This is a genomic window from Meinhardsimonia xiamenensis, from assembly GCF_900102905.1.
Taxonomy (GTDB): Bacteria; Pseudomonadota; Alphaproteobacteria; order Rhodobacterales; family Rhodobacteraceae; genus Meinhardsimonia; species Meinhardsimonia xiamenensis.
The window spans coordinates 683,213-704,112 of sequence record NZ_FNFV01000001.1 but is presented as its reverse complement, the minus strand read 5'-3'; the positions used below and the strand labels follow the sequence as shown (position 1 = coordinate 704,112).

Annotated in this window: 20 protein-coding genes and 1 pseudogene; 13 read left to right on the top strand and 8 right to left on the bottom strand. The window is 70.2% G+C overall.

What is annotated here, in order from left to right:
• The first annotated feature begins 103 nt into the window (after nt 1–103).
• From BLQ14_RS03400 to BLQ14_RS03380, 5 genes and pseudogenes are all read left to right on the top strand, one after another.
• Entirely contained in the window at nt 104–979 is an 876-nt protein-coding gene (locus BLQ14_RS03400) for an RNA polymerase factor sigma-32 (RefSeq protein ID WP_092498402.1), read from the top strand.
• Nucleotides 979–1,803: a ChaN family lipoprotein gene (locus BLQ14_RS03395; protein WP_092498109.1), complete on the top strand. Its 825-nt coding sequence runs from the start codon at nt 979–981 to the stop codon at nt 1,801–1,803. The genes BLQ14_RS03400 and BLQ14_RS03395 overlap by 1 nt, the downstream gene beginning before the upstream one ends.
• 62 nt (nt 1,804–1,865) lie before the next feature.
• A complete protein-coding gene (gene coaBC / locus BLQ14_RS03390; RefSeq protein ID WP_092498107.1) occupies nt 1,866–3,071 on the top strand; it encodes a bifunctional phosphopantothenoylcysteine decarboxylase/phosphopantothenate--cysteine ligase CoaBC in 1,206 nt (401 codons plus the stop codon).
• Nucleotides 3,064–3,534 carry a dUTP diphosphatase gene (gene dut, locus BLQ14_RS03385; protein WP_092498105.1) on the top strand — a complete coding sequence of 157 codons (471 nt, stop codon included), beginning with the start codon at nt 3,064–3,066 and terminating at the stop codon, nt 3,532–3,534. Before coaBC ends, dut begins: the two co-directional genes overlap by 8 nt.
• Nucleotides 3,535–3,542: 8 nt before the next feature.
• Nucleotides 3,543–4,295 (top strand): annotated as a pseudogene (locus tag BLQ14_RS03380) (HesA/MoeB/ThiF family protein); the annotation flags it as partial.
• A 5-nt stretch (nt 4,296–4,300) separates the two neighbouring features.
• Here the strand turns inward: BLQ14_RS03380 and BLQ14_RS03375 are convergent.
• Complete coding sequence (locus BLQ14_RS03375; RefSeq protein WP_092498101.1) at nt 4,301–5,152, bottom strand: urea carboxylase-associated family protein; 852 nt, start codon at nt 5,150–5,152, stop codon at nt 4,301–4,303.
• A gap of 170 nt (nt 5,153–5,322) precedes the next feature.
• On the opposite strand from BLQ14_RS03375, the gene BLQ14_RS03370 reads away from it, so the two are divergent.
• Nucleotides 5,323–5,583, top strand: coding sequence for a DUF167 domain-containing protein (locus tag BLQ14_RS03370; protein ID WP_092498099.1), 261 nt, complete (start codon nt 5,323–5,325; stop codon nt 5,581–5,583).
• A 111-nt stretch (nt 5,584–5,694) separates the two neighbouring features.
• Here the strand turns inward: BLQ14_RS03370 and BLQ14_RS03365 are convergent, their stop codons facing one another.
• Nucleotides 5,695–5,964, bottom strand: a complete 270-nt coding sequence (locus BLQ14_RS03365) for a hypothetical protein (protein WP_092498097.1) — start codon at nt 5,962–5,964, stop codon at nt 5,695–5,697.
• A 109-nt stretch (nt 5,965–6,073) separates the two neighbouring features.
• Here BLQ14_RS03365 and BLQ14_RS03360 point away from each other — a divergent pair, with 109 nt between their 5' ends.
• The 3 genes from BLQ14_RS03360 to BLQ14_RS03350 all read left to right on the top strand — a co-directional run bounded on the left by BLQ14_RS03360 (nt 6,074) and on the right by BLQ14_RS03350 (nt 7,434).
• Nucleotides 6,074–6,784, top strand: a complete 711-nt coding sequence (locus BLQ14_RS03360; protein ID WP_092498095.1) for a M48 family metallopeptidase — start codon at nt 6,074–6,076, stop codon at nt 6,782–6,784.
• Between the two features lie 84 nt (nt 6,785–6,868).
• A complete protein-coding gene (locus tag BLQ14_RS03355; RefSeq protein ID WP_092498093.1) occupies nt 6,869–7,183 on the top strand; it encodes a DUF6455 family protein in 315 nt (104 codons plus the stop codon).
• Nucleotides 7,180–7,434 carry a DUF6455 family protein gene (locus BLQ14_RS03350; protein WP_143004455.1) on the top strand — a complete coding sequence of 85 codons (255 nt, stop codon included), beginning with the start codon at nt 7,180–7,182 and terminating at the stop codon, nt 7,432–7,434. The genes BLQ14_RS03355 and BLQ14_RS03350 overlap by 4 nt, the downstream gene beginning before the upstream one ends.
• A 6-nt stretch (nt 7,435–7,440) precedes the next feature.
• Here BLQ14_RS03350 and cutA read toward each other — a convergent pair whose 3' ends face one another.
• On the bottom strand, nt 7,441–7,758 hold the full coding sequence (gene cutA, locus BLQ14_RS03345) for a divalent-cation tolerance protein CutA (protein ID WP_245656891.1): 318 nt from the start codon (nt 7,756–7,758) through the stop codon (nt 7,441–7,443).
• A 42-nt stretch (nt 7,759–7,800) separates the two neighbouring features.
• Nucleotides 7,801–9,162: a 30S ribosomal protein S12 methylthiotransferase RimO gene (gene rimO, locus BLQ14_RS03340; RefSeq protein ID WP_092498089.1), complete on the bottom strand. Its 1,362-nt coding sequence runs from the start codon at nt 9,160–9,162 to the stop codon at nt 7,801–7,803.
• Between the two features lie 108 nt (nt 9,163–9,270).
• Between rimO and BLQ14_RS03335 the strand changes: the two genes are divergently transcribed.
• Entirely contained in the window at nt 9,271–11,292 is a 2,022-nt protein-coding gene (locus tag BLQ14_RS03335) for an AsmA family protein (protein ID WP_092498087.1), read from the top strand.
• Between the two features lie 105 nt (nt 11,293–11,397).
• On the opposite strand, the gene BLQ14_RS03330 is transcribed toward BLQ14_RS03335, so the two are convergent.
• Together BLQ14_RS03330 and BLQ14_RS03325 are read right to left on the bottom strand one after the other, a co-directional pair.
• Nucleotides 11,398–11,988, bottom strand: a complete 591-nt coding sequence (locus tag BLQ14_RS03330; RefSeq protein ID WP_092498085.1) for a GcrA family cell cycle regulator — start codon at nt 11,986–11,988, stop codon at nt 11,398–11,400.
• A 142-nt stretch (nt 11,989–12,130) separates the two neighbouring features.
• Nucleotides 12,131–13,345, bottom strand: coding sequence for a GSCFA domain-containing protein (locus BLQ14_RS03325; RefSeq protein WP_092498083.1), 1,215 nt, complete (start codon nt 13,343–13,345; stop codon nt 12,131–12,133).
• Nucleotides 13,346–13,656: 311 nt separating this feature from the next.
• On the opposite strand from BLQ14_RS03325, the gene BLQ14_RS03320 reads away from it, so the two are divergent.
• The 3 genes from BLQ14_RS03320 (at nt 13,657) to gndA (ending at nt 17,426) form a co-directional block, all read left to right on the top strand.
• Nucleotides 13,657–14,826, top strand: a complete 1,170-nt coding sequence (locus BLQ14_RS03320) for an aspartate aminotransferase family protein (protein ID WP_092498081.1) — start codon at nt 13,657–13,659, stop codon at nt 14,824–14,826.
• A gap of 25 nt (nt 14,827–14,851) precedes the next feature.
• Nucleotides 14,852–15,778: an ornithine carbamoyltransferase gene (argF, locus tag BLQ14_RS03315; protein WP_092498398.1), complete on the top strand. Its 927-nt coding sequence runs from the start codon at nt 14,852–14,854 to the stop codon at nt 15,776–15,778.
• Nucleotides 15,779–16,010: 232 nt separating this feature from the next.
• Nucleotides 16,011–17,426, top strand: a complete 1,416-nt coding sequence (gene gndA / locus BLQ14_RS03310) for an NADP-dependent phosphogluconate dehydrogenase (RefSeq protein ID WP_092498079.1) — start codon at nt 16,011–16,013, stop codon at nt 17,424–17,426.
• On the opposite strand, the gene BLQ14_RS03305 is transcribed toward gndA, so the two are convergent.
• Nucleotides 17,421–18,314: an EamA family transporter gene (locus BLQ14_RS03305; protein ID WP_245656889.1), complete on the bottom strand. Its 894-nt coding sequence runs from the start codon at nt 18,312–18,314 to the stop codon at nt 17,421–17,423. The two genes, gndA and BLQ14_RS03305, sit on opposite strands and share 6 nt — an antisense overlap.
• Nucleotides 18,315–18,420: 106 nt before the next feature.
• Nucleotides 18,421–20,889 (bottom strand): ATP-dependent helicase HrpB, encoded by a 2,469-nt coding sequence (hrpB, locus tag BLQ14_RS03300; protein WP_092498077.1) that lies wholly within the window; start codon nt 20,887–20,889, stop codon nt 18,421–18,423.
• Between the last annotated feature and the right edge of the window lie 11 nt (nt 20,890–20,900).

The following is a 20,900-nucleotide window of genomic DNA, read 5'->3' as shown; positions in this document are numbered from 1 at the left end:
CTTTGAATTTGCAAAGGAGTGCTTAGGTTGGTTGCGGAAAAGTGAACGGAATTTCCGCCCGCCCCGTATAAGGGATGTAAGGGCGGAAAGGGAGAGCATGAACATGGCCCTGGATTTTCCCGATCAGGATATCTCGCGTCTGGCGATGCAGGCGGAGCTTCTCGACGCCGAGACCGAGCGCGAGCTGGCCATCGCGTGGCGCGACCGCCGTGACGAGGCGGCGCTGCACCGGCTGGTGACGGCCTACATGCGGCTGGCAATCTCCATGGCCGCCAAGTTCCGCCGTTATGGCGCGCCGATGAACGACCTCATCCAGGAGGCGGGGCTTGGGCTGATGAAGGCGGCCGACAAGTTCGACCCCGACCGCGGCGTGCGCTTCTCGACCTATGCGGTGTGGTGGATCAAGGCCTCGATTCAGGACTATGTGATGCGCAACTGGTCGATGGTGCGCACGGGCTCCACCTCCTCTCAGAAGTCCCTGTTCTTCAACATGCGCCGGGTCCGCGCGCGGCTCGAGCGCGAGGCCATGGCGCGTGGCGAGAGCCTCGACTCGCAGCAGCTGCGCGAGCGCATCGCCCGGGAGGTTGGTGTGCCGCTGCGCGACGTGGAGATGATGGAGGGTCGCCTCGCCGGCTCCGACTTTTCGCTCAACGCCACCCAAGCCTCGGACGAGGACGGGCGCGAGTGGATCGAGACCATCGAGGACGAGGACGCGCAGACCGCCGAGATGGTTGCCCATGCGCATGACAACGCGACGTTGCGCGGCTGGCTCGTGGAAGCGATGGGTGCGCTGACCGAGCGCGAGCGCTACATCGTCACCGAGCGCAAGCTGAAGGATCCTCCGCGCACGCTGGAGAGCCTCGGCAACGAGCTTGGCCTGTCGAAGGAACGCATCCGCCAGCTCGAGGTGCAGGCTTTCGACAAGATGCGGCGCAAGCTCGAGGCGCAGTCGAAGGAGGTTCAGGAGTTTCTCGCCTGATGCGTCGGGCGCTGGCCGGCCTGACGCTTGCGCTCGCGGCACTGGCCCCGGTCGAGGCGCGGCAGATCACGGCAGAGGAGCTTGCCTCCCTGCCGCCGGCCGATGTGGTGATCGTCGGCGAGGTCCATGACAACCCCGTTCACCACGTCAATCAGGCCACGGTGATTGCGGCGCTGCGCCCCCGCGCCCTTGTCTTCGAGATGCTGACCGATGCGCAGGCCCGGCGGCTGACACCGGAGCTGGTGGACACGCCCGAACCTCTCGATGCACTGCTGGGCTGGTCCGCGGCAGGCTGGCCGGACATCCGCATCTATCTTCCCGTGTTCCGCGCCGGGCGGGGCCTGCCCGTGTTCGGCGGCGCGGTTCCGCGCGAGGCCGCGCGGCGGGCCGTGCGCGAGGGGGCCGCCGCGGTGCTGGGCGACTCGGCGGCGCTGTTCGGGCTCGATGAGCCGCTCGCTGCAGAGGAGCAGGCACTCCGCGAGGCCGAGCAGGCCGAGGCGCATTGCAACGCCCTGCCCGAGGACCTTCTGCCCGGCATGGTCGCCGCGCAGCGGTTGCGCGATGCTGCGCTTGCGCGCGCGGTCATCGCGGCGATGACCGAGACCGGCGGGCCGGTGGTCGTCATCACCGGCAACGGTCACGCCCGCCGCGATCGCGGCGTGCCCCTGATGCTGGCGCGCGCCGCACCCGAGCTCACGGTGCTGTCGATCGGCCAGCTGGAAGCGCCGCCGGAAGAGGGCGAGACACCACCCTTTGATCTCTGGCTGGTCACGCCGCCGCATCCCCGGCCCGACCCGTGCGAGGAACTCCGCCGGCGCCAGTAGTTGTCACGCCCGTTGCGAGCGCCTAGTCTCCGCTGGCCGCCCGTTGGCGCGCGGAGGGCCAAATGCTTCAGGGCAAGCGCATTCTTCTGATCATCGGTGGCGGCATCGCCGCCTACAAGTCGCTCGAACTCATCCGCAGGCTGCGCGAGCGCGGGGCATCGGTGACCCCGGTTCTCACGCGCGCCGGTGCCCAGTTCGTTACCCCGCTGTCGGTCTCGGCTCTGGCCGGAGAGGCGGTGCATGATGAGCTTTTCGACCTCACCGCCGAGGCCGAGATGGGCCACATCGAGCTGAGCCGCGCGGCAGATCTGGTGGTGGTTGCACCGGCCACGGCGGACCTGATGGCAAAAATGGCCGGCGGACACGCCGACGATCTCGCCTCGACGCTGCTCATGGCGACCGACAAGCGCGTTCTGATCGCTCCGGCCATGAATGTGCGCATGTGGCAGCACCCCGCCACGCAGCGCAATCTTGCCACGCTCATTGCCGATGGCGTGCTCACGGTCGGCCCGAACGCGGGCGACATGGCCTGCGGCGAGTTCGGCCCCGGCCGCATGGCCGAGCCGATGGAGATCGTCGCCGCCATCGAGGCGGCGCTTACCGACGGCCCGCTCGAGGGCAGGCGCATTCTCGTCACTTCGGGGCCGACCCATGAGCCCATCGACCCGGTGCGCTACATCGCCAACCGCTCCTCAGGCGCGCAAGGCGCGGCGATCGCCCGAGCGCTTGCGGCGCTGGGGGCTGAGGTGACCTTCATCACCGGCCCGGCGAGCGTGCCGCCGCCGCAAGGCGTTCAGATCGTGCCGGTGGAAACCGCGCGCGAGATGCTCGAGGCGGTGCAGGCGGCGCTGCCCGTCGATGCCGCCGTCTTTGCCGCCGCCGTGGCCGACTGGCGGGTGAAGGAAGCGGCCGGGACCAAGCTCAAGAAGGACGGCTCGGGCCGTCCGCCCAGGCTGGAGTTTGCCGAGAACCCCGACATCCTCGCCACCATCGCCCAAATGCAGGAGGGCCGGCCGCGGCTCGTGATCGGCTTTGCCGCAGAGACCCACGATGTGATTGCACACGCCACGGAAAAGCGCGCGCGCAAGGGCTGCGACTGGATCGTGGCCAATGACGTCTCGCCGGCCACCGGCATCATGGGAGGTGCCGAGAATGCGGTGACGCTCATCACCGCAGAGGGGGCGGAGAGCTGGCCGCGCATGTCGAAGGAGGAGGTCGCGCGAAGGCTCGCCGCGCGCATTGCCGAGGCGCTGGGCGAGGATGGCTGAGGTGGTGGTGCGGCTCATGCGGCTTCCGGGTGCCGACCCCGAGGTGCCGCTGCCCGATTTCGCCACCGCCGGCGCCGCGGGCGCCGACATCCGCGCCAATCTCCCGCTTGAACATCGCGAAGGCGGGCTCACCCTTGCGCCCGGCGCGCGCGCGCTGGTGCCCACGGGCTTTGCCATGGCTCTGCCCCAGGGGTTCGAGGCGCAGATCCGCCCGCGCTCGGGGCTGGCGCTGAAACATGGGCTCACGGTGCTGAACAGCCCCGGCACCATCGACGCCGACTATCGCGGGCCGGTGGGGGTGATTCTCGTCAATCTGGGAAGCGAGACGGTGACCATTGTCCATGGCGAGCGCATCGCGCAGATGGTGGTGGCGCCGGTCACGCGGGCCGTCCTCATCGAGGTGGACAGGCTGGAAGAGACGACGCGCGGCGCAGGCGGGTTCGGATCGACGGGGAGGCGCTGATGGCCGCGACGCTTTCGAGCGAAGAGCTCAGGCGCTACGCCCGCCACATCATCCTGCGCGAGATCGGGGGCACCGGGCAGAACCGGCTGAAGGCCGCGCGTGTGGCGGTGGTCGGCGCAGGCGGCCTGGGCGCGCCCTCGCTCCTCTATCTCGCGGCGGCGGGCGTGGGGCGCATCACCGTGATTGACGATGACGTGGTGGAGGAGACCAACCTGCAGCGCCAGGTCATCCACCGCGAAGCCTCGATCGGCCGGCCCAAGGTGGAGTCGGCGGCAGAGGCCATGCGCGCGCTCAACTCCTTCATCGAGGTTGCCCCGCTTGCCCAGCGACTCACGGAGGAGAACGCCGATGCGCTGCTCGCCGGTCACGACTTGGTGCTCGACGGCTGCGACAGTTTCGCCACGCGCTACACGGTCAATGCCGCCTGCGTGCGTGCGGGCGTGCCGCTCATCGGCGCCGCGCTGAGCCAGTGGGAGGGGCAGATCAGCCTTTTCGACCCGGCCCGCGGCGCGCCCTGCTACCGCTGCGTCTTTCCCGAGGCGCCGGCGCCGGGGCTTGCGCCCAGCTGCGCCGAAGCGGGCGTGCTGGGGCCGCTGCCGGGTGTCATCGGCGCGATGATGGCGGTGGAGGCGGTGAAGGCGATCACGGGGGCGGGCGAGACGCTGGCCGGCCGGCTGATGATCTATGACGCGCTCTATGCCGAGGTACGCAGCATCACCATCCACCGCCGCCCCGACTGCCCCGATTGCGGGGGGATCTGAGGCGCTCAGGCGCCGTGGCTGCGGTCGTAGCCGTTGACCGGCGGTGACGCCCAGTCGCCCAGCGCTTCCGCGGGCGTCGCGAAGACTTCCACCAGCAGCGGGAAGCAGGCCGCCTCGTCGGAGGAATGGGTCGCCGAGCAGTCACCGCCCGGGCAGGCGCTGAGCGCGCCCAGAAGCGGGATTTCGGCGAAGAACTCGGTGAAATCGCCGGGCCGGACGGGGCTTGCCTTCATGAAATACTGGCCCGTGTCGCGCGTGAAGCCCGTGCACATGAAGACATTCATCACGTCATGCACGCGGAACTCGGCCGCGCGCACATCCTCTCCCGTCTCGGCGGCGATGGCGCGGGTGAGGTTCGAGTGGCAGCAGTGGTGATACATTTCGCCGCCCGACAGGAGGTAATGGGTGTAGGGGTCGCAGCGCGTGCCGATGACGTCATGCACGCCGCCGCCGAAGGCGTCGAAGCCGTACCAGTCGAGCGTGTCCTCGGTGATGGTGGCCATCGGCCGCAGCCAGGGGAAGCACGACCACAGCCGGTCGCCGGTGCTCAGATGCGTGCCGTGCAGCGCCCGCGTCTTGCCCGAATAGAAGCGCTCGGAGAGGTTCTCCGCGTTCCACAGGTTGAGGTCGCCGACCTGCGGCCCCTCGACGCAGGTGATGCGGAAGAAGCCACACACAGGCACGCGAAAGGCGCGCCCCTCGCGCGGGGGCACGATGACCTCGTCGGTCTTCCACGCCGCCGCGCGAAAGCGGGCGTAGAGCGCAAGATCAGGCCGGGGCAGCGTGTCATCGGGGTAGCAGATGACGGGCGCCACGGCGCGGCGGGCATCGGCGTCGGGGGGCGGGGAGTGGGGCATCGTGAAGCTCCTTGCCGTTGCTGGCACCGGCATCACGCCGGCGCCGCTCGTGCGGCACTCTCGGGCGGTGGTCGGACAGCGTCAAGCCGCCGCGACCGGCGCCGACGCTTGCGTGGAGGCGGCCCGGCGGTACTGTGGGGCTGGTCGCGCAAGCGCGGCGGAGGGAGCGAATGGCACGGGAGATTGCCGAAATCGCAGCGCATGTGCAGCCGGGGAAGCCGTTTGCCGTGCGCGTGCAGCCGAAGGCGCGGCGCGAGGCGGTGACGCTTGCCGACGGGCGGATTCGCGTTTTGACCACCGCCGCGCCGGAGGCCGGAAAGGCCAACAAGGCCGTCACCCGACTGCTCGCCCGCGCCCTCGGCGTGGCGCCCTCGCGGCTGACGCTGCTCGCGGGAGAGACCGCACGCGACAAGCTTTTCCGGCTCGACTGAACAAGCCGTTGAGCTGGCCCTTCGGGCTGTGCCTCCGGCGGGGGTATTTCTGCCAGGATGATGCAACCGGCCGAGTCCCGGCGCTGTCCGGAGCGCCTGTGGCAATCCCGCTCAGCCGCGCGGGCGCGTCCCGCCGCGCAGACGATAGACGCCCTCCGGAAGGTTCAGCGCCGCGGCAAGATCGCGAAGCTGAGACTCCGAGAGGGTGATCTTCTGCACGCTGTCGCTGACCGGGTCGTACTGTTCGATGGTCACGCAGTCATCGAAGGCGTGAATGACCACATCCTCCTGCAGATGCGACGGGCCCTTGCCCGATGCCGGTCGTCCCTCGTCGATGAGGGTGATGACTGTCGCGTCGAAATCATGCTCGATGCTGAACATGCGCAGAGACTAGCGCCTGTGGGAGAGATTGCCCAGCGCCGTTGCGCGCGATGGCGCCCGGCCTGAGCGGGCGCTATGGTCACCGAAACCTTGCCTGCCGGAGACCTCGATGACCCGCCTTGTTGCCGCACTCCTTCTCGCTGCATTTGCCGCCGCCTGCGCGCCACTGCCCGAGCCTGGCCCGCCGTCGCCCCCGGCCGCGCCCGAGAGCGCGTTGCCGCCCCCCGACGTTGCCGCGGCGAACTTCGTTGCGGTGGTGGAGCGCGTCGAGCCGGTGGCCGAGCGCCTGTGCCGCGAAACCGCGCCGGCCCGCAACTGCGACATCGAGATCGTGGTTGACGCCCGGCACGGCCTGCCGCCCAACGCCTTTCACACCATCGCGAAGGACGGAACGCCCCTCGTCATCTTCACAATCTCGCTGATCGCCGAGGCACGCAATCAGGACGAACTCGCCTTCATCATGGGCCATGAGGCGGCGCATTACATTCTCGGTCACATTGCGCGTGCGCAGACCCGGGCGGCGGAAGGCGCGCTGATCGCCGGGGTTCTGGGCCAGCTCACCGGCGCCGACATCGCCACGGTCAGGCGCATGCAGCGGGTGGCCGCGGAAGTGCGCGCGCGCAGCTACTCCAAGGCCTACGAGCTCGAGGCCGACGCGCTTGGCGCCCGCATCGCGCTTGCCGCGGGATACGACCCCATCCGCGGCGCCGAGTACTTCACCCGCATTCCCGACCCCGGCAACCGCTTCCTCGGCACGCATCCGCCGAATGCTGCGCGCATCGCCGTGGTGCGGCAGGCCGTGGCCGGCGTTGGCGGCTGAGCGCGACTTGACGCCGATCAAGGCCGCGCCGGGCGATTCGTGACAGGCTTCGGGTCAGGTCATGAAGAGCGAAAGGGCGGCGGCATGGGCGGCATCGGGCGCGACGGCGGCATTTCCGGGCACTCGGCCGCAAGGGCTGCGGCCGCAAGAGGCGGCGTGTGGCAGGCGCAGGCGATGGCGCGCACCCTCGGCGTTGACCTTGTCCGCGCGCGGCTCGCGGGATGTCTCGACGAGGAGCGGAGCCGGCGGCTGATAACAAGCTGCGCGCGCTGCCCGGAACTGGCCGAGTGCATGGCCTTTGTTGGCGCGCCCCCCCGGAACGCGCAGGCCGCGCCCGCGTTCTGCCCCCTCGCCGACATCTTCGAGATGCTGCTGGAACTCCCGGGATGCCCGCGATGAGCCTGCCGCCCCCCGGCAACCTGCGCGCGCGTGAGCGGCGCACGCCAAGCCTGATGCTCGGCATGGCCGACCGGCTGGGCATTGCGACCGCGCCGCTCGATGACCGGGTGCGGGCGCGGCTGGCCGCGCGGTGCAGGGTCTGCACGCGCGCCGGTGACTGCATCCTGTGGCTGGTGGCGCGGAATGCGGCGGAGCACGCCCCCGGCTGGTGCCTCAACGCCGAGGAATTCGGCGTGCTGGGCGGGCGCTGACGATGCTCACCCCCCGGTCTCGTCGCGGATCCAGGCGGCGGTGTCCGGCTCGGCCTCCACTCCCGTCCATGTAATCGCCGGCAGGTCGTAGGGGTGGCGGGTGCGGATCAGCTCCACAAGGTCGGCAACGCAGCCGCGCCGCGTCTTGAGTGCGAGGACGACCTCTCCCTCCTCCTCGATCCTCCCCTGCCAGTGAAACAGGCTGCGCACCGGGCCGGAGATGTTGGCGCAGGCCGCAAGCCGCGCCTTGAGAGCCGCGCGCGCAAGCGAAGCGGCGGTGTCCTCGTCGGGACAGGTGACGTGAAGCTCGACCACACGTGTCATGGCAAGGGAGCCTAACCGCGTCCGCCGATTTCGCAAAGCCCTTCAGCGGCTCACGAGACGCCCCCAGAGATCGTATTCGCCCGCCTCGTCGACCTCCACCTCGACGATGTCGCCGGGGGAGAGTGTCTCGAAGCCCTCGTCGATGAAGAGATTGCCGTCTATCTCCGGGGCGTCGGCCGTGGTTCGGCAGGTGGCGCCTTCTGCATCGACCTCATCGACGATCACTTGTATCCGCCGGCCGACCTTCGCCGCGAGCTTCGCCGCCGAGATCGCCTGCGCGCGTTCCATGAAGCGGTGCCAGCGCTCCTCCTTCACCTCTTCGGGAACGTGATCGGGCAACTCGTTGGACCGTGCGCCCGCGACGTTTTCGTATTTGAAGCATCCCACCCGGTCGAGCTGCGCCTCATCAAGCCAGTCGAGCAGGGTTTCGAACTCCTCCTCCGTCTCCCCCGGAAAGCCCACGATGAAGGTGGAGCGGATAGCGATATCGGGGCAGATCGCGCGCCACTCGGCAATGCGCTCGAGCGTCTTCTCCGCCGCCGCCGGTCGGGCCATGCGGCGCAGCGTGTCGGGGTGGGCGTGCTGGAACGGCACGTCGAGATAGGGCAGCACAAGCCCCTCGGCCATCAGCGGCACAAGCTCGCTCACGAAAGGATAGGGGTAGACGTAGTGCAGCCGCACCCAGGCGCCGAGCCGGCCGAGATCGCGCGCGAGGCTGATGATCGGCGCCTTGTCGGGCCGGTCCTTCCAGTCGGTGCCGTAGGCGGAGGTGTCCTGACTGATGACGAGAAGCTCGCGGACGCCGGCCTCGACGAGCCTTCCGGCCTCCCGCAGCACCGCCGCGGCAGGGCGGCTCTGCAGCTTCCCGCGCATGGAGGGGATGATGCAGAAACGGCAGGCGTGATTGCAGCCTTCCGAGATCTTCAGATAGCTGTAGTGGCGCGGGGTGAGCTTCACGCCCGTGGGCGGCAGCAGGTCGATGAAGGGGTCGGGCGCGGGCGGCACGGCGGCATGCACCGCGTCGAGCACCGTCTCGTACTGGTGCGGCCCGGTCACGGCGAGCACGCGGGGGTGCGCGCCGGTGATGAATTCGGGCTCGGCGCCAAGACAGCCGGTGACGATCACCCGGCCGTTCTCCTTCAGCGCCTCGCCGATTGCCTCGAGGCTCTCGGCCTTGGCCGAGTCGAGAAAGCCGCAGGTGTTGACGATCACCGCATCGGCGCCGGCGTAGTCGGGCGAGATGCCGTAGCCCTCGGCCCTGAGCCGGGTGAGGATGCGCTCGGAATCAACAAGCGCCTTGGGGCAGCCGAGCGAGACCATGCCGATGGTCGGCTGGCCCTTGCGGCGGGTTTCGGGCAGCGCGGCGCGGGCGATGTCGGGGCGAAGATCGGGCGGGTTGGTCATGTGCGGGGCATTTAGCGCAAGCGGGGGCGATCAGGAAGGCCGCCTTGCAATTTCGCCCCGCGCAACCGAAGTAGGAGCACAGCCGTCAGTCTCATCGGGGGAAGGCCCATGCGCTGGATCGGACGCGTTCTTCTGGCCCTGGTGGTGGCAGGGGCGATTTTCCTTGCCGGGCTGTTTCTTGTGCCCAGCAGCGGCCTTGCACGGTTCCTGGAGGCGCGCATCGAGGCGGTGACCGGGCGCGATGTCACGATCGAGGGAGAAGTGCGCCCCTCGCTCTGGCCGCAGATCGGTTTTCGCACCGGGCGCGTGCTCATCGCCAATGCCGACTGGGGCGAGGGCGCCCCGATGCTCGAGGCCGACGGGCTGGTCGTCGGCGTGGAGCTTCTGCCGCTCATGCGGGGCGATATCGAGATCGGCGAGATCACCGCCGTTCATCCCCGCCTGCTGGTGGAGACGGGCCCGGACGGTGCCATCAACTGGGACGTGTTCAGCCGGGCCGATTCCCCGTCGGCGGCCAGACCTTCGGAGCCGGCGGAGACGGGCACCGCGCGCCCCACCCGCCGCATCTCGCTGCAGCGGCTGTCGCTCACCGATGCCGCGATCCGGTTCATTGACCGCAAGGGCGGCGGCGACATTGCCTTCACGGACATCGATATCGAGGTTCAGGCGCCCGATTTCTCCGGCGCCACCCATTTCGACATCCGCTGGAGACGCGGCGGCGAGCCCATCCGCCTTGTCGGCGAGCTGGGCCGGACCCAGGCGTTTCTGGACGGCGCCCCATCGCCCTTTAGCGCCGCGATCGAGGCCGCGGGATCCCGCCTGACGCTCGAGGGCGACGCGCGCCTGGAAGGCGCGGCCCGAGGGCGGGTGCGGGCCGACATCGCCGATACCGGAAGGTTCCTGGCCGCCTTCGGGCTGGCCGGCGTCGACCTTCCCGCAGGCCTGGGGCGCAGGGGTTGGCTCGAGGCGCGGTTTGATCTTTCTCCGGAAGGCGCGCTGCGCCTCGACGACATCGCCGCCGATCTCGAGGGCACGCGGCTGTCGGGCAATCTCGCCGCGGCCTTCGCCGGAAAGCCCCGCATCACCGGGCAGGTCAACGCCTCGCAGCTTGTCCTGCCGCCGGTCGGCGGCAGCGGCGGCAGCGGCGCGGGGGGCGCGCGCGCGGACGTGACAGCGGCCGAAGGCTGGCCGACAACCCCGATCGACGCCTCGCCGCTCGCGCTGGTCGACGCGGACATCGCCTTCACTGCCGCCGAAGTCGTCGCCGAACCGGTCCGCCTTTCCGATCTGGCCCTGCGCCTGACCATCGACAACGCCCGGGCCGTCGCCGATGTGACCCGCGCGCGGGGCTTCGGCGGCCAGCTTTCCGGCCGTTTCGTGGCCAATGCGCGGCGCGGCTTCTCCGTCCGCGCCACCGCCTCGGCCACGGAAGTGGACATGTACGAGATGCTTCGGGCCTTCGCGGGCTTCGATCGGCTCGCGGGCACCGGACAGGCCGAGATCGACGTGCTTGGCGTCGGCACAAGCGTCGATGCGATCATGCGCTCGCTCGAGGGCAGCGCGGCGCTCTCGGTGCGCGACGGCGAGATCTTCGGCCTCGCTCTTGCGCGGCTCTTCCTCAACGAGGGCGTGCGCGGCGGATCGACCATCTTCGACAGTCTCGCAGCGACCTTCGATATCGCAGGCGGCGTGGCGCGCAACGACGATCTGTTCATCGACATGCCCGCCCTCGAGGCCACCGGCGCGGGGCAGATCGACCTGGGCAACCGGACCATCGACTACCGCGTGACGCCGCGCCTGCCGAAGGAAAGCGTCGGGCGCGAGGTGGTCTTTCCGGTCATCATCCGCGGCCCGTGGTCAGCGCCGCAGATCAGGCCGGACCTCGAGGCCGCGATCCGCCAGACCTTCGAGCGGGAGATCGACGCGGGCCGCGAGCGGTTGCGTGAAGAGGTGACGAAGAAGCTGGAGGAGGTCATCGGCGGGGCCAACGGAGGCTCTGCAGCCGGTTCGCCTCAGGCCGCGCCCGAGCAAGGGGCGCCAGCCGCGCCCCGCACACCCCAGGACATCCTCCGCGAGGAGCTTGAGCGAGGCGGGCGCAATCTGCTGAACGATCTTCTTGGCGGACGTTAGGCGAAATCGCCCGCGGCAGCTGGCCGCACCGGCTGGCCGTACACCCGTGCCCGGCGCCACGCCGCGGCTCGCGGCCGGGCAGGCGCCTGCTGCCCGGCACCTCGCTCAGCGGCGGCGGTCGCGGCGCGCGCTCATGGGTTGATAGGCGAGCGCGACATGGGCCTCGCAATAGGGCTTGCCATGTTGCACCGGAAGACCGCAGAACCAGAAGTCATCCGTTGCCGGGTCACCGACCGGCCATTTGCAGGTGCGCTCGGTCAGCTCCATGAGGCTGAGCCGGAGCGCCTTGCTCTCCACCTTCCGCACCCGGGCAAGTGCCTCGGGGTCGATCTCGTTGGCCGAAGGCTGCGGCGGCAGGGGTTGGCCTGCCGGAATGATCTTGCGCAGTTGGGGCTGCGGCTGCTGCGACACGGCGGCCTCGGCTTGCGGCTGCGCCGGCTTTTCCTCGGCGGCTTCCGCGACTTCCTCGGGCTGTGCCGCACTGACCGGCTCGGTCGCCGGTGCCTCCACCTTGTTGGCGGCGGCAGGACCCTGCGCGGGCGCGCCCGCGTTGCGGTTCGAAAGGCCAAGGCGGTGGACCTTGCCGATCACGGCATTGCGCGTCACACCGCCGAGCTCCTTGGCGATCTGGCTGGCGCTGGCGCCCTCCGCCCACATCTTCTTGAGCAGTTCCACCCGTTCCTCGGTCCAGGACATGCGTGAGGCTCCTGTTGAATTTCTGCACCCGAGACGCAGCGCGTGTCGGGCATGCGGCAGCGGCGCGATGCCGCCGCCGCGCTGCGACGGCGTACTATCTTAGTCTTCGCCACCGCGGATACAAGTGAGCCCGGCGCAAGTCCTATTCGGCGGCGAGCCTGACGGCCATCCCTTCCAGCCATTCGTCGCGCAACCGCTCGAGAAGGGCGCGGATTTCGGCATCCTCCTCCGGATCGCGGGAGAGGCGCTCGCGGGCAAGATAGCGATCGATCCCGGCGAGCTTGCGGTGGTTGACGATGCGCAGCAGATCACGCGGCAGGTTTCCAGCGGCAGCCTGCGCACGCACCCAGGCCTCGGTCAGCGAGGGGCGCGTTTCCTCCCTGCCCTCGCACCAGACATGCTCGAAGAGGGTCATGATGAAATCGAGCGTCTGCGGCACGGGGTGCCGCCGGTCGGCCCGGTAGGGCAGGCGGAAGACATCGGTGATGATCTCGTAGGACGGCCAGTAGTAGAGACAGCCCTCGTCGCGTTTGGCCCGCATCACCTCGTCGATGGCCACGCGCAGCACCGATTTCGACACCGAATTGGCGGTCAGGCAGGAGACATCGCGGAAGGTGGCGATGAGCGGGATCGGCGAGAGCGTGAAGATGATCTTCGCCTCCGGCCGGTGCTTGCGGATGAGCTCGTAGATCGCCAGCATGTTCTCGCGGTTCTCCTCCACCGAGGAGACGCGGAACTTGTGGCGCGACGGGTCGTAGACATCCTTCGGGATCGTGCGCCAGAAGACGTTGCCGGTGGGCTCGTCATACCACACCTCCGACAGCCCGAAGGTGAGGATGAACACGTCCGTCTCGTCGAAGATGCGCTTCGTCTCGAGGCGCACAGCCTCGTCATAGCCGTATTCCTCGGCGTTGTAGCCGTGCCAGAGCGGCTGCTCGAAGACCTTGTTTTCCCACGCCCATTCGAACTGCTGGCGGATGACGAAGGAATTGACCATCCCCTCGCCCATGCTCACCACATAGGCCGCCTTCGCCTCCTCGCGGCTGTTGAGCACGTTGTAGTTGCGCGCGCTCAGCCAGCGCGAGATGTTCGCGGCGAAACAGGAACCGAAGGCGGTGATCTGGGTGGAAGGGGTGATCAGCGGCTTCTCCGGCGCCCAGCCGTGCAGGACATGCTTGCGCACGGCATCAACGCCGACCATCTGCGCGGCCTTCGGGTTGAAATTGGTGCTCTCGCCGCGAAACCAGGTGCGGTGCTCGCGCGAGTCCTTCGTGGTGCGCTGAAACACCAGCTGCCGCATCCCCGTGGCATCGTCCGTCACCAGATGATCCTGCTCTCCGCGATGCTTGCCTGTCATGTCCCACCTGCTCGATTGTCTGCCTCGCGGAAACAATGGCCGGCAAATGTGACAAGATTTGGGAAAAGCGGCAGAAAATGCGACCGAATTCGACCCGCCCGCAGAAGATTCCGGGGCTGGACAAGATCGCGCCGCCGCGCTAGGGGGCGCGCATGACCAAGCCGAGCGCCCTTTCTCCGTTGCGACGCCGACGTCGCGCCTGACGCGCCCCGCGGGCGGTGCGCCCGCCCTTGGTCCTGCCTTCTCCCATCTCGTTGACACGCGGCTCCGCCTCGTGCACCTCTCTGAACTTCAACAAGGATTCTGCGGCCATGATCCCTGCCGTTCTTCCCACATACAATCGCGCGCCTGTCACCTTCGTCCGGGGCGAAGGCTCCTGGCTGACGGCGGAGGACGGCAGCCGATATCTCGACCTCGGCGCGGGCATTGCCGTGAATGCGCTGGGCCACGCCCACCCGGCACTCGTCGCCGCGCTCACCGAGCAGGCGCAGAAGCTGTGGCATGTCTCCAACCTCTACCGCATCCCGCAGCAGGAGGCGCTGGCCGAACGGCTGGTCGCCGAGACCTTTGCCGACACCGTTTTCTTCACCAATTCCGGCACCGAGGCGCTGGAGCTGGCGGTGAAGATGGCGCGGCGGCACTTCTTCGAGGCAGGCCAGCCCGAGCGCCACGAGATCATCGCCTTCGAGGGCGCCTTTCATGGCCGCTCCATCGCTGCGATCTCGTCCGCAGGCGGTGAGAAGCTCACTCGCGGCTTTGCCCCGCTCCTGCCCGGCTTCGTCCATGTGCCCTTCGCCGACATCGAGGCGGTGCGGGCGGCGCTGAGCGAGCGCACGGCGGCGATTCTCATCGAACCCATTCAGGGCGAGGGCGGCATCCGCCCCGCGCCCGACGCCTTGCTGCGGGAGTTGCGCGAGATCTGCGACGAAACCGGCACGCTCCTGATCTTCGACGAGGTGCAATGCGGCATGGGCCGGACGGGCCGGCTCTTCGCGCATGAATGGGCCGGAGTGACGCCCGACATCATGATGGTGGCCAAGGGCATCGGCGGCGGCTTCCCGCTGGGCGCGGTTCTCGCCACCGAGCGGGCGGCGGCGGGCATGACCGCGGGCACCCATGGCTCCACCTATGGCGGCAATCCGCTGGCCTGCGCCGTGGGGCTGAAGGTGACCGAGATCATCGCCGATCCGGCCTTCCTTGCCGAGGTGAACCGCAAGGCGGGGCTCCTGCGCCAGGGGCTCGAGGGGCTGGTGGCCAGCCATGATGCGGTGTTCGAAGAGGTGCGCGGCGCGGGGCTGATGCTGGGGCTCAAATGCCGGGTCAGCAACGCCGATGTCGTCTCGGCCGGCTATGCGCAGCACATCCTCACCGTGCCTGCGGCCGACAATGTCGTGCGCGTGCTCCCGCCCCTGAACATCAGCGATGAGGAAATTGCCGAGGCGCTCGCCCGGCTCGACGCGGCGGCGGCTTCGCTCGCCTGATGCGCGCCCTGAAGGATCGATTGCGATGAACCACTTTCTCGACATCCACAAGACCGACCCCGCCGATCTGCGGGCCATGCTCGATCAGGCGCACGCGATGAAGCGCGCCCGCGACGGCCGGCCGAAGGCCGCGGCGGATGACAGCCAGCCGCTCGCGGGGCACATGGTCGCGCTCATCTTCGAGAAGCCCTCCACCCGCACCCGGGTGTCGTTCGACGTGGGCGTGCGCCAGATGGGGGGGCAGAGCATGGTGCTCTCGGGCGCCGACATGCAACTCGGCCATGGCGAGACCATTGCCGACACCGCCCGCGTCATGAGCCGCTATGTCGATCTCATCATGCTGCGCACCTTCGACGAATCGGTGCTTCTGGAGATGGCCGAGCACGCCAGCGTGCCGGTCATCAACGGGCTGACCGACCGCACCCATCCCTGCCAGATCATGGCGGACCTGCTCACCTGGGAGGAAAAGCGTGGCTCCATCGCCGGGCGCAAGGTCACCTGGTGCGGGGATGGCAACAACGTCTGCGCCTCATGGCTGCATGCGGCCGGGCAGTTCGGCTTCGATTTCACCTTCTCGGGGCCCGCGCAGTTCGACCCCGATCCCGAGTTCGTGGGCTTTGCCCGCGAGAAAGGCGCGCGCGTTGTCATCGAGCGCGACCCGTTCAAGGCGGTGGAGGGGGCTGATCTGGTGGTCACCGACACTTGGGTGAGCATGCATGACAGCCAGTCCACCCGCGAGCGGCGCCACAACCTGTTGCGCCCCTATCAGGTGAATGCCGCGCTCATGGCCCACGCCAAGCCGGACGCGCTCTTCATGCACTGCCTGCCGGCCCATCGCGGCGAGGAGGTGACATCGGAGGTGATGGACGGCCCGCAATCGGTGGTCTGGGACGAGGCCGAAAACCGGCTCCATGCGCAGAAGGCGATCATGCGCTGGTGCTTGGGCGTTTAGAGAATCCGCGACAAGGGCAGCGGCCGGCCCGACGGGGCGGGAAGCGAAGCGCCCGCCCCGTGGGGGGCGGGTCGGGCGCTGCCCGGCCTGACGGCCGGGCGCGGCGAACGAAAGCGACGCACCGCTTTGCCCCGTCGATGGCGCCAGCTGCGCCCCCGCCGCTGTTGCATCCCCCGGCTGAGCGCCTAGTCTTGGCGCGGGCGCGGCCGCCCGCAGCATTCAGGGGGACAGGATGAGCAAGGCACGCATCGGCCTCGTTGGCCTTGGCGTGATGGGCGCCAATCTCGCGCTCAACATCGCCGAAAAGGGCTTCACGGTGGCGGTTCACAACCGCACCGCCGCGCGGATTCACGAGTTCATCGCCGATGCCGGCCCGCTTGCCGAGCGCCTCATCCCCGCCGAGACACCCGCCGCGCTTGCCGCCGCGCTGGGGTCTCCGCGCGCCATCATCATCATGGTCAAGGCCGGCGCGCCCGTGGACGAAACCATTGCCGCGCTCAAGCCCCATCTTGACCCCGGCGACATCATCATCGACGCCGGCAACGCCAATTACGAGGACAGCGAGCGGCGCGCGCGCGAGCTTGCCGCCGAGGGGTTCCGCTTCATCGGCCTCGGCGTCTCGGGCGGCGCGGAGGGCGCGCGCCACGGCCCTTCGCTGATGGCCGGGGGCGATGCCTCCGCCTATGCCGAGATCGAGGACATCCTCACCGCCATCGCCGCCCGCTTTGCCGGCAAGCCCTGCGTGGCGCTGCTCGGGCCCGGCGGGGCGGGGCATTTCGTCAAGACCGTGCACAACGGTATCGAATATGCCGAGATGCAGCTCATCGCCGAGATCTACGGGCTCCTCGCGCAGGTGGAGAAGCGCCGGGCGTGGGACATCGCCAGGCTCTTTGAACAATGGAATGAGGGGCCGCTGCGCTCCTACCTCATCGAGATCACCGCCAAGGTGCTGCACGCGCTCGACCCGGTGAGCGGCGCGCCGATGGTGGATGTGATCCTCGACCGCGCAGGCCAGAAGGGCACCGGCCGCTGGACGGTGATCGAGGCGCTCAAGCTCGGCCAGTCGCCCCTGATGATCGAGGCGGCGGTGGCCGCGCGCGCCTGGTCGTCGGAAAAGGACCGGCGCGAGATGGGCGCAGAGCTTCTGCCCGCCCCCCGTCACGAACCGGCGCCGCCCATCCTCGACGCCGATCTCGAACGCGCGCTGATCGCCGGGCGCGTCATCGACCACGCGCAGGGCTTTGCGCTGATGGCCGCCGCGTCCGAGGCGCATGGCTGGAACATCGACCTTGCCCGCGTGGCCGAGATCTGGCGGGCGGGCTGCATCATCCGCTCCGAGATGCTCGACGACATCGCCGCCTCGATCCGCGAGGGGCTGCCGGGCGGGCTTCTGATCTTCGCCCCCTATTTCGTGGAGATGCTGGAGGAGGCGGTGCCGGGGCTCAGGCGCGTGGCCGCCGGCATGATCCTGCGCGGCCAGCCCGCGCCTGCTCTCGGCGCCGCCATCGCCTTCTGGGACAGCATGCGACAGGCCCGCGGCACCGCCGCGCTCATCCAGGCCCAGCGCGACTATTTCGGCGCCCACGGATTTGCCCGGATCGACGCCGAGGGGGAGGGCCATCACGGCCCATGGGCCGAGGGCTCATAGCCGCATCAAGGGCACCCCGGCCGCGATGAGCGCGGCGGCGGCCAGCCGCCAGGGCGTCAGCCGCTCGCCCAGCATGAAGGCGCCGATCAGGATGGCGAAGAGAATCGATGTCTCCCGCAGTGCGGCCACCAGCGCGATCGGCGCGCGGGTGAAGGCCCAGACGACGATGGCGTAGGCCCCGAAGGACATCGCAGCGACAAGCGCCCCCTGCCCCAGCGCCGGCCTCAGCGCCACAAAGGCGCCCGGCCCCCGCGTGGCCAGCGCCCAGAGCGAGATCAGCACCGCATCGCCGATGAACATCCAGGCGACGAAGGCCCCGGCATGCCCCGCGGCGCGGGCGCCATGGCCATCGACCAGCGTGTAGCTCGCGGTGGCCGCAGCAGTGGCGAGGGCAAACGCCAGCGCCCGGCCCTGCATCCGCACCCCGCGCCCGTCCGCTCCGGTTGAGCCGCGCGCGGCCATCAGAAGGATGCCCGAAGAGATGAAGAGGATCGCGAGCACCTCCATCAGCGCCAGCCGCTCGCCCAGCGCGATGAGCGAGACCACGGCCACGATCAGCGGCGCGGTGCCGCGCGCGAGCGGATAGGCCTGGGTGAGATCGGCATGGCGGTAGGACTGGACGAGAAAGAGCTTGTAGCCGGCATGGATCACCGCCGAGGCCACGAGCCAGGGCAGCGCCGCCGCCGCCGGCAGGGGCGAGACGAACAAGAGAAGCGCGCCCAGCACCGCCTGGCCGATGGAGAGCATCAGCACGAGGCTGAAACGGTCAAGGCCGATGCGCACGAGCGCATTCCAGCCGGCGTGCAGCACCGCCGCCCCGAGCACCGCGATGAAGACGAAAAGTTCCATCGCGCCGTTGTCGCGCGGCGCGGCGGTCCGGTCAATCACGGGCGGCGATGACCGAGGGTAGCGCCCGGCCCGACGGGGTGGGCCGCGAAGCGCCCGCCCCGTGGGGGGCGGGACGGGCGCTGCCCGGCCCGATGGGCGGGCGCCATTACCGCTTCCGCGCCTTCGCCCTCAGCGTGGGGTCGGCCGCGATCGGATCCTCGGGCCAGGGGTGTTTGGGGTAGCGGCCACGCATCTCCTTGCGCACCTCGGCATATGAGCCGGCCCAGAAGCCCGGCAGGTCGGTGGTGGTCTGCACCGGCCGGCCCGCGGGCGAGAGCAGCGTGATCTTCAGCGGCACCCGCCCCGGCCCGATCCGCGGATGCTCGGTGAGCCCGAAGAACTCCTGCAGCCGCGCGGCCACCTCGGGCGTGCCGCTTTCATAGTCGATCGGCAGGCGCCGGCCGAGCGGGCTCACGAACTCCGCCGGCAGCTCCCGGTCGAGCCAGGAAAGCGCCTCCCAGCCGAGCCGGGCCTTGAGCGCCTCGGTGATGTCGAGCCGCTTCAGCGCCTCGGCGCTGTCGATCCCCTGCGCCGCGAGCGTGGGCAGAAGCCATTCCTCGAGATCGGCGAGAAGCGCCTCCTCCGACAGGTCGGGCAGATCGGCCCCGCCCGCCCGCGCGAGCGCCACCCGCGCCGCCAGCCGACGCGCCGGCGCCGTCCACGGCAGGCCGAGCGCGCGGATGCCCGCGCACATCGCCCGCGCCACCGCCTCGGCCGGGGCATCGCGCCAGATGCGGTCGTCGAGCACCAGCGCGCCAAACCGCTCCTGCCGGCGCGCCACCACGCGCCGCTCGCGACGGGACCATTCGCACAGATCGACCCAGCCGATCGCCTCGCCGTGGACCGCGCGCAGCTCCGCCTCGCTGATCGGCAAGGCGAGCCGGATGCGCGCCTCGCGCCCTGCCCCCTCAAGCTCGGTCGCCACGATCAGCCGCTGACCGGCGAGCGGGTCGGCGGCATCCATCTCGGCCCCCCGCCCGCCGGAAAGCACCCAGCGCGGCGCCTCGCCGGGCCGGCGCAGTCCGATCCGGTCGGGGTAGGCAAGCGCGGCGGCCTGCGCGGGGCTCATGGGCTCGGCCGGTCTGCGCCCCCGCACAAGCCGCGCCAGTCGCCGCGCCTCGCCGCGCGCGCGCTCGAGCGTGGCGCGGTCGGGCGCAAGCCCCTCCTGGCGGGCGAACCGGGCGGGATCGGCAAGCGCCCTGAGCCGCAGCGCAAGGTCAACCCCTGCCCCGCGCAACGGGTCGCGCTCGCCCAGAAGCGCGGCCAGTGGCGCGGCATCGGGGCCGGCCCTGAGCAGCATGTGCGCGAGCCGCGGATGGACCGGCAGCGCGGCCATCTCGCGGCCGTGCGGGGTGATCCGCCCCGCCGCGTCGAGCGCGCCGAGCCGCGCGAGCAGCGCGCGGGCGGCGGCAAGCGGACCGGCAGGCGGCGGGGTGAGAAAGGCAAGCCCCGCGCCATCGCCCGCCCCCCATGCGGCAAGCTCGAGCGCGAGCGGCGCCAGATCGGCCGTCTCGATCTCGGGCGGGGCGAATGCGGGCAGCGCTCCCTCCTGCGCCCGCGCCCAGAGCCGGTAGCATACCCCCGGCGCGACGCGCCCCGCCCGCCCGCGCCGCTGATCCGCCTCGGCCCGGCTCACGGGTTCGGTGACAAGCCGGCTCATGCCCGTGCCGGGGTCGAACCGCGCCCGGCGGGCAAGCCCCGAATCGACCACGACCCGCACATCCTCGATGGTCAGCGAGGTCTCGGCGATGGACGTCGAGAGCACCACCTTGCGCCCCTCGCGCACAGGCGCGATCGCCGCGCGCTGCTGCGCAAAGGGCAGAGCCCCGTAGAGCGGCAGCACCCGGCAGTCCGCCGGAAGCCGACCGTCAAGCCGCGCGGCCACGCGGCGGATCTCGCCCTCGCCGGGCAGGAAGACGAGCACGCCGCCCTCCGTCTCGGCCACGGCGCGCGCCACTGCCTCGGCGACACGCTCTTCCACCCGCTCGCCCGGCCGGGGCGGCGCCTCGAGCCAGCGCGTCTCCACCTCGAAGGCCCGCCCCCCGGCGCGAATCACCGGCGCGTCGTCGAGCAGCGCGGCCACCGGGGCGGCGTCGAGCGTCGCCGACATCACCACGAGCCTGAGGTCGGGCCTGAGCGCGCCGCGCGCCTCCCAGGCAAGCGCCAGCCCCAGATCGGCGTTGAGGGAGCGTTCGTGAAACTCGTCGAAGATCACGGCACCCACACCCTCGAGTGCGGGGTCGGACTGGATCATGCGGGTGAGCACGCCTTCGGTGACCACCTCGATGCGCGTGGCCGGCGAGACCTTCGTCTCTCCGCGGATGCGGAAGCCCACCGTGCGCCCCACCGGCTCGCCCAGCATCTCGGCCATGCGCGCCGCCGCCGCCCGCGCGGCCAGCCGCCGCGGCTCGAGCATCACGAGCCGCCCCTCGAAGGCCCTGGCCTCAAGCAGCGCGAGCGGCACGCGCGTGGTCTTGCCCGCCCCTGGCGGCGCCTCGAGCACCGCGCGCCCCTCGCGGCCAAGAGCGGCGAGAAGCGCGGGCAGCGCCGCTTCGACGGGCAGCCTGTGGCTCATGGGGCGGGGTC

Bases quoted from the DNA above. Each gene is read 5' to 3' on its own strand.
- dut (WP_092498105.1), top strand. From the start codon at position 3,064: ATGGCTGAGGTGGTGGTGCGGCTCATGCGGCTTCCGGGTGCCGACCCC.
- cutA (WP_245656891.1), bottom strand. From the start codon at position 7,758: ATGACACGTGTGGTCGAGCTTCACGTCACCTGTCCCGACGAGGACACC.
- BLQ14_RS03350 (WP_143004455.1), top strand. From the start codon at position 7,180: ATGAGCCTGCCGCCCCCCGGCAACCTGCGCGCGCGTGAGCGGCGCACG.
- gndA (WP_092498079.1), top strand. From the start codon at position 16,011: ATGAGCAAGGCACGCATCGGCCTCGTTGGCCTTGGCGTGATGGGCGCC.
- argF (WP_092498398.1), top strand. From the start codon at position 14,852: ATGAACCACTTTCTCGACATCCACAAGACCGACCCCGCCGATCTGCGG.
- BLQ14_RS03325 (WP_092498083.1), bottom strand. From the start codon at position 13,345: ATGACAGGCAAGCATCGCGGAGAGCAGGATCATCTGGTGACGGACGAT.
- BLQ14_RS03395 (WP_092498109.1), top strand. From the start codon at position 979: ATGCGTCGGGCGCTGGCCGGCCTGACGCTTGCGCTCGCGGCACTGGCC.
- BLQ14_RS03365 (WP_092498097.1), bottom strand. From the start codon at position 5,964: ATGTTCAGCATCGAGCATGATTTCGACGCGACAGTCATCACCCTCATC.
- BLQ14_RS03355 (WP_092498093.1), top strand. From the start codon at position 6,869: ATGGGCGGCATCGGGCGCGACGGCGGCATTTCCGGGCACTCGGCCGCA.
- BLQ14_RS03360 (WP_092498095.1), top strand. From the start codon at position 6,074: ATGACCCGCCTTGTTGCCGCACTCCTTCTCGCTGCATTTGCCGCCGCC.
- coaBC (WP_092498107.1), top strand. From the start codon at position 1,866: ATGCTTCAGGGCAAGCGCATTCTTCTGATCATCGGTGGCGGCATCGCC.
- BLQ14_RS03335 (WP_092498087.1), top strand. From the start codon at position 9,271: ATGCGCTGGATCGGACGCGTTCTTCTGGCCCTGGTGGTGGCAGGGGCG.
- BLQ14_RS03330 (WP_092498085.1), bottom strand. From the start codon at position 11,988: ATGTCCTGGACCGAGGAACGGGTGGAACTGCTCAAGAAGATGTGGGCG.
- rimO (WP_092498089.1), bottom strand. From the start codon at position 9,162: ATGACCAACCCGCCCGATCTTCGCCCCGACATCGCCCGCGCCGCGCTG.
- BLQ14_RS03320 (WP_092498081.1), top strand. From the start codon at position 13,657: ATGATCCCTGCCGTTCTTCCCACATACAATCGCGCGCCTGTCACCTTC.
- BLQ14_RS03400 (WP_092498402.1), top strand. From the start codon at position 104: ATGGCCCTGGATTTTCCCGATCAGGATATCTCGCGTCTGGCGATGCAG.
- hrpB (WP_092498077.1), bottom strand. From the start codon at position 20,889: ATGAGCCACAGGCTGCCCGTCGAAGCGGCGCTGCCCGCGCTTCTCGCC.
- BLQ14_RS03370 (WP_092498099.1), top strand. From the start codon at position 5,323: ATGGCACGGGAGATTGCCGAAATCGCAGCGCATGTGCAGCCGGGGAAG.
- BLQ14_RS03375 (WP_092498101.1), bottom strand. From the start codon at position 5,152: ATGCCCCACTCCCCGCCCCCCGACGCCGATGCCCGCCGCGCCGTGGCG.